Annotated in this window: 7 protein-coding genes and 1 pseudogene; 1 reads left to right on the top strand and 7 read right to left on the bottom strand. The window is 66.8% G+C overall.

Annotation, left to right across the window (positions count from 1 at the left end):
• Positions 1-771: 771 nt before the first annotated feature.
• The 3 genes from D471_RS42125 to D471_RS0127080 all read right to left on the bottom strand — a co-directional run bounded on the left by D471_RS42125 (position 772) and on the right by D471_RS0127080 (position 2,809).
• Positions 772-1,119, bottom strand: coding sequence for a tyrosine-type recombinase/integrase (locus D471_RS42125; RefSeq protein ID WP_152486463.1), 348 nt, complete (start codon positions 1,117-1,119; stop codon positions 772-774).
• A 69-nt stretch (positions 1,120-1,188) separates the two neighbouring features.
• The gene (locus D471_RS42120) at positions 1,189-1,959 is read right to left on the bottom strand and encodes a tyrosine-type recombinase/integrase (RefSeq protein ID WP_017601520.1); all 771 of its coding nucleotides are present in this window, start codon (positions 1,957-1,959) and stop codon (positions 1,189-1,191) included.
• Positions 1,960-2,401: 442 nt separating this feature from the next.
• On the bottom strand, positions 2,402-2,809 hold the full coding sequence (locus D471_RS0127080) for a RidA family protein (RefSeq protein ID WP_017601519.1): 408 nt from the start codon (positions 2,807-2,809) through the stop codon (positions 2,402-2,404).
• A gap of 134 nt (positions 2,810-2,943) precedes the next feature.
• Between D471_RS0127080 and D471_RS0127075 the strand changes: the two genes are divergently transcribed.
• Complete coding sequence (locus D471_RS0127075) at positions 2,944-3,321, top strand: winged helix-turn-helix transcriptional regulator (protein WP_241479728.1); 378 nt, start codon at positions 2,944-2,946, stop codon at positions 3,319-3,321.
• Positions 3,322-3,336: 15 nt separating this feature from the next.
• Here D471_RS0127075 and D471_RS0127070 read toward each other — a convergent pair whose 3' ends face one another.
• From D471_RS0127070 to D471_RS0127055, 4 genes and pseudogenes are all read right to left on the bottom strand, one after another.
• Positions 3,337-3,798, bottom strand: coding sequence for a YybH family protein (locus tag D471_RS0127070; RefSeq protein WP_017601517.1), 462 nt, complete (start codon positions 3,796-3,798; stop codon positions 3,337-3,339).
• A 154-nt stretch (positions 3,799-3,952) separates the two neighbouring features.
• Positions 3,953-5,452 (bottom strand): sodium:solute symporter family protein, encoded by a 1,500-nt coding sequence (locus tag D471_RS0127065; RefSeq protein ID WP_026128118.1) that lies wholly within the window; start codon positions 5,450-5,452, stop codon positions 3,953-3,955.
• Between the two features lie 138 nt (positions 5,453-5,590).
• A complete protein-coding gene (locus D471_RS0127060) occupies positions 5,591-5,977 on the bottom strand; it encodes a RidA family protein (RefSeq protein WP_017601515.1) in 387 nt (128 codons plus the stop codon).
• Positions 5,978-6,045: 68 nt separating this feature from the next.
• Positions 6,046-6,705: pseudogene (locus tag D471_RS0127055) on the bottom strand (alanine racemase); the annotation flags it as partial.

Raw genomic sequence — 6,705 nt, 5'->3', positions numbered from 1 at the left:
TGGAGATCCACCCCTCATACCCGAAGAACTAACGAAAAACTCAGTAGGGATTATTCACCGAATTCTAACCAGTTCTCAAGGCTCGATCGCATCCATCCCACTGCGCGACCTGCGAAGATATGGAATCATGATTCCCTGACAAGAATCCACACCTCACAGACCCCTGGGATTAGTACACGAACTATAACCAGTAATGTATGCTCAGATCAGAAGTTGTGCAGCGCTGCACAACCGGTTCCTACGCAGTAGATAGACGGAGCCCCGATCAGGCCGCAAACCACACCGAGGCTCCGTCACCAGGCCGACCCCTCACGGGGACGGCCTAACTCTTGAAGATCTCTACCAAGAGCCTGACCAGGTCTGATACCGTCCGCCAAAACCAGGGCGCCTTCCAGAACTGACCATCACGCTTGAGACCCATAGCTCACCTCCACCAATCGGCCGATTCTTCAACGTCCGACGACGACCGCCGACGCATGCAACCTTCGGTCGCCAAAAGCGAGAGCCAAGGATCTAAGCACTACAGCAAACCTACCGCAAGAAACCACCCCTTCTCGCTCTGATCTACGAAACTGGGGCATATTTAAAACAAGAAGACGGTTGAAAAATGTAGCTACACTTTATCAGCCACACCCTCCCCACCTGCGACTTTATCTAGCAAGCTACTGATATATTCATATTGAGAACCAGTGATGTGACTTACGTCACTCATGCGTGACGGGATCACCTGGTGTGGGGGTATCCACCGCACGTCACCGGCCAGGACGGCCTTCAATCACGAGCTCGGGAGCTCGAGCGGTTGCGGATGCGCGAGAGGGCATCAAGGGCGGTCTCGTCGGCGCCCGGCAGGGTGTGCAGGTAGCGAGCTGTGGTGGCGATGTCGGCGTGGCCCAAGCGCTCCTTCACAATCTGGAGATCTGCACCACCCGCCAGCAGCCAGGAGGCGTGTGCGTGACGAAGGTCGTGCATACGCAGGCTGACGCCGATGTCGGCTGCCTTGAGCGCTGGCTTCCAGACCTGGCACCGGAACCAGTCGGACGAGATGTGTCCGTCCGTGTCCGGGGTTCGGGAGGGTCGGGGGTTGTCTTTGCCCTCTGAACGGCGGCGGGCTCGATACAAGGCGTAGGAGTCCTTGCAGTGGCGGCACCGGCACTTGCCCGCTGCGTACGCACTGAGGGTGCCGTGCTGTTAGGTCCGACCCTTGTCGTTGGGTTCGGTGCGGCCCAAGGCGCCAGGGTCGGGGACGGCTCGGAGCTTGGGAGTCCTGGGTTCGGCGGGCATCGGGAACAAGAGGTCATCCCTACGGAACCTCCTCTCCGACACATGCTCCTGGAGTTTGCGGGCGATCTGCGTACTCAGCTTGAACCGCCGGTACTCGCGACCCTTCGGGTACTCCTTCACGAGGAACCGACCACCCGTGGGGTGGAACTCCGGGTTGACCTCCACAACCGCACGGCTCACGGTCAGGATTTGGGTGCGCGTGTCCAGATCCCTGACCCGTAGCTCGGACAGCTCACCCCAGCGAAGTCCGCTCTCTATGGCGGTCTCGACCAGCAACCGCGCCCATGCGGCGGGCAGCGCCCGGTATACCGAATCGAACTGCTCTGGAGTGACGATCGTGCGCGGCTTCACCAGGACATGCGGAGTGCGTACGCCCTTGCAGGGGTGTAGATAGACCACCTGGTCGTTCAGAGCAGTCGTGAAGATGGCACTCAACAACACCTTGTTGTACTTGATCGTCACCGGCGAGGCTCCAGCGTCCTTGAGCTTGGCCACCCATGCCCGGACGTGCTCCGGCAGGATCTCCACCATCCGCATCGGACCGAACTCGGGCATGATGTGCTTGCGGATCGAGTAGGTGTAGCTCTGCCGAGTGGTCGCCTCCACCTCGTGGTTGGGGAGCCAGGTCTCCTCCACGTAGCGCTGGAAGGACTTCCGGCCTCGGGCCGGATCACCCACCCGCCCCTCCGCCAACCGTGCCTCGGCGCGCTGCCACGCCCTGTCGGCGTCCCGCTTGTTGGCGAAGGTGCCCGCCGACCGCTCCTTGCCCTTGATGTCCTTGAAGTAGGCGGTGTAGCGCGGCCTCCCAGCCCGCCCTACACGCTTCCGCGAGAACTCCGCGGCTGAACCCTTCTCCCTGACCGTCGTTTGACCGTGGACCGTGCGTCATCATCGGTCAGGGCTCGACCCTGCGCGGCACTCCAAAACGCCGCTCTACCAGGGACTCTAGGTCGATTCGAGGGATTGGTCCAGGGTGGGATTCCGGACCGATTCCGCTTCGGGACGAAGAGGTCGTGGGTTCAAATCCCGCCACCCCGACGGAGGAACGGGTGTCCACGCAGGTGGGCACCCGTTCTTTGTTGTGCGCGCCTTCCGGCGCGCGGTGGTCGGGCGCGCCCGTTCAGTCGAGGACCGCGACGGCCTCGATCTCGACCAGGTGCTCCGGGACGTCGAGGGCGGCGACGCCCAGCAGCGTGGCCGGGGGAACCGGCGTGGTCCCCAGCTTCGCGGACGCCCTGGAGATCCCCTCCAGGAGCGCCGGCATCTTGTCCGGGGTCCAGTCGACGACGTGGACGGTCAGCTTCGCCACGTCGTCGAAGGAACCGCCGGCCCCGGTCAGGGCGGCGCCGATGTTGAGGTAGCACTGCTCGACCTGCGCGGCGAGGTCGCCCTCGCCGACGGTGACCCCCTCGGCGTCCCAGGCGACCTGCCCGGCGACGAAGACCAGCTTCGTCCCGGAGGAGATCGACACCTGCCGATAGACGTCGATCTGGGGCAGTGCCTCGGGGTTCATCAGTGTGACGGCCATACCGCCTTCTCTCCGTGTTCGGTGTGGTGGGATCGCGCCCGCCCACACACGGTCTCTTGTGGTTACTCGAAAACCGTAGGAGAGTGTTGGCTGACATGGAAGAACGCACTTTTCAGTGACTGGGGAACCTCGTGGTGACCAAACAGCTCAAGGACTTGTCCGAGGACGCGGACCTGAGGCGCGCGGACTCCCTGGCGCGGGAGATCTTCTCGGACGTCGCCAACAAGTGGGCTTTGCTGATCATCGAGACCCTCGGCGACCGCACCCTGCGCTTCAGCGAGCTGCGGAAAGGGGTCGAGGGCATCAGCCACAAGATGCTCACCCAGAACCTGCGCATGCTGGAGCGCAACGGCCTGGTCGAGCGGGAGGTGTACCCCACCGTGCCGCCTCGGGTCGAGTACACCCTCACCGAGCCGGGACGGGGCCTGCGCGCGACGGTCGACGGAATGTGCGACTGGACCCAGAAGCACCTCGGCCGCATCGAGGACGCCCGCAGGCGCTTCGATGCCTGAGGCCCCGGACGGAGTTCAGCCGCGAACGGCGCCGGCCTGCCCGCCTCGATCCGGCGTCGGACCGAAGTCCGCCAGGCCGTTCACCCGTGTGTTGTGCGCGGCGCGGATCCTCCATCCGGCCCCGCGCCGCACCAGCACGTAGGTGATGACACCGCGCCGGTCCTCCGGTTCCCCGCCCGCCGGGAGCCGGTGACCCGGCCACGTCCACAGGGTGTGGACGAGCGCCACGCCCGGGGCGATCCCCTGGACGCTCACGACCTCCTGGGAGTAGTTCGCCTTCTGGCCGAGCACGGAGGCGGGCACGTCCTCGTGCCCCTCGACGTTCTCCCGGCGCGACCTCCACCAGAGGCCGCGGTGGGTCACGAAGTCCGCGTCCTCGGTGAAGTACTCGCCCCAGGCGTCCATCTCGTGGTCGATCCACAGTCGGGTGTGGGCGGCCAGCAGATCCCTGATCTCCTGTGTGTCACGTTCGTTCACGGACCCATCCTGATACCTCAACTTTGATTGAGGTCAATCGCTTTCCCCGATCGCGTGACGGTGCCGCGGAACGAGTGTCGCCACGGACACGCGGCCCCGTTGCCCGCCCGGACCCTCGGGCGGGACCCCGCCCGAGGGTCCGCGAGCGGGCGTCTCACCCCCGCTGCCTCTCACCAGCCTCGCCGCCGCGGACCCGATCCCCCACTTCCAGCTCCGCGCGCTCCTCCGCCAGACGGCGCAGCGCCTCCTCCCGAGTGACCGTCGTGCTCGGGGTGACCAGGCTGACCACCACCCCCGCGATCAGGGCGATCGCCAACGACGGCAGCACGGCGTTCCCCCAGAAGTCGCTGTAGGCGTCGACGTTGTTCACGACCAGTGCCGCGGCCGATCCGCCGACCATCGCGGCGATCCCGCCCTGCCAGGTGGCGCGCGGCCAGAACTTGCCCAGGAGCGAGGCCACCAGCAGCCCCGTGAGCACCGTGGAGATCATCATGTTGATGTAGCCGATGATCGTCGTGGCCAACAGGGCGAACGCCAAGGCCAGCAGGAGCACCGCCGCCAGGGCCCACCGCGAGTAGGCCACCAGCCGCTCCGCCTTCGGCAGCCGTCCCGTGACCACCTGGGAGATGTCCCTCATCAGGATCGTCACGCCGACGATCGCGTCGGAGTCGCCCGAGGACATCGTCGCCGACAGGCCCGCGACCAGCAGGAACGCACCCACCCACATCGGGAAGAGGGTCGTGGCCAGGTACGGGAAGGCCATGTCCGGGTTCTCCAGCCCGGGTGCCAGTGCGCTGGCCGACATCCCCGCGACGGCCGGGAGGAGGGAGAAGGCGGCGAACAGGATGCCGGTGAGCAGGAAGCTGCGGCGCACGGTGCGAACGTTGACCGCGGAGTAGATCCGCTGCCTGAAGGAGGGCGTGGCCAGTACCCCCACGGCGTTGACCACGGCGAGCGACAGCGCGGGCAGCGGGCCGAGGGCCCCGACTCCCAGCATGGAGGCGGCCTCGTCGCTGATCCCCTCGTGCATCCCGTCGAACCCGCCCACGGCCACCAGGGCCAGCACGGCGAGGATGGTGAACCCGAGGAAGAGGATGGTGCCCTGGACGGCGTCGGTGATGACCACCGCCAGGTAGCCGCCCACCACGGTGTACAGGCCGAAGCCCAGTGCGACGACCACCTTGGCCAGGTTCGTGTCCATCCCGGTGAGGAAGGACAGGTACATCGCCCCGCCCATGATGTGCGCGCCCAGCCAGCCGACCGAGGCCAGGAACAGCAGGACCGCCACGACGCCCTTCACCGCCCGGCTGGCGCCGTAGTAGTAGCTCATCTCCTCGGAGAAGGTCATGAAGCCGTGTTCGCGCACGTTCGCGAAGATCCACACGAGCAGGAAGACGCCGACAGCGCCGCCGATCCCGTACAGCGCGGCCGCCCAGCCGTTCTCGTAGGCGAAGCCCATGGCGCCGAGGGTCGATCCCGTGCCGACGAGGGTGGCCAGCGCACTGCCCATCAGCAAGGGGGTGCCGAGCTTGCGTCCGGCGAGCAGGAAGTCCTCGCCACCGCTGGTGCGGCGGGCCACCCACCAGCTGATACCGAGCATGAACAGGACAGCGGCGAGCAGGGCCACCAGGTAGCCCATATGCGTTTCGATCATGACACACGTCCAAAGGTCACGGGGGGATGACGCTCAACGACCACAGAGGGTACGGAGCGGGTGAGGAGGGTGGGGTCCGTCCGACGCGTGCGCGCCGGACGGACCGAGACGGGGCGGAGGGCCGGAAACAGGCACCGCCTACCGAGCGGGCTTGTACAACACCGCGTCGACCTCGATGAGGAATCCGGGAAGGTCCGCCTGGATGGTGGTGCGTACCGGGGGCTCGTCTCCGAAGTACTCGGCGAAGACGGCGTTCATCGCCTGGAAGTCGTCGAGGTCGCGCAGGTAGACCCTCGCCTGAACGGCGTCGGCCAGGCTCGACCCGGCGGCCTCGGCCACGGTGACGAGGTTGTCGAAGGTCGCGCGGGCCTGCTCCTCGAAGGACCCGTCCACCAGTGAGCGGTCGGCGCGGTGCGGGGTGGCGCCCGCGAGATGGACGAAGTCACCGGCGATGACCGCCTGCGAATACGGTCCCCCGGGCGGCGCGGCGTCCGGGGCGGTGACGATCTGCTTCTTGCTGGCCATGTCCTGCTCCTCGATGGTGCGATGTGGTTGTGCGATACGGATGTGGGGCGCGTCGGGTCCCGACACGGTCAGAACAGCGTGCGAACGGCGTCCACGACCCGGTGTTCCTCGTTGAGCACCGGGATCAGCGGCCACTTGTCGAACACCGTGCACGCGTGGGACAGCCCCAGTTCGACGACGTCGCCGACGGCCGGCGTGTCGGGGCCGGTACCGGTGACGTCGAGGAAGGCGTGGTGGTCGTTGAGCGCGACGACGCGCGCCGCGCCCTCGAGGGGGATCCTGCGTTCCCCCCGCACCAGGGCGCGGGGGACGGGAAGGTCGATGTCGAAGGACACGTCGCGCTTGCCGACTCCCAACAGGGTCCGGCCGGGCTCGGGCCGGGAGAGCACCCGCGCGTGGCAGGTGAGCGCGGGGCGCAGCGGATCGTCGTCGGCGGCGGAGCGCAGGGGGGACGCGCGCTCCATGAACAGGTCGTCGTGGGTCACGTAGCAGCCGGAGCGGATGATCCGCCGGACCGGGCGTGACAGCCCGGACGGCTCCGAGAGCGCGTCGGCGACCAGGTCGGGGTAGCTGCTGCCACCCGCGGTGATGATCACCTCGTCCGCCTCCGCGAACAGCCCCTCGGCGTCGGCGCGCCGCGCGAACTCGGGCAGCGCGTCCAGCCAACGGCGCACCCGCTCGGGCGAGTCGTCGTCCCGGCGCTGCGGGAAGACGCCCTCGAACGCCTC

Source organism: Nocardiopsis lucentensis DSM 44048, from assembly GCF_000341125.1.
GTDB classification, from domain to species: Bacteria; Actinomycetota; Actinomycetes; order Streptosporangiales; family Streptosporangiaceae; genus Nocardiopsis; species Nocardiopsis lucentensis.
This window is presented reverse-complemented; position numbering and strand designations above follow the sequence as displayed.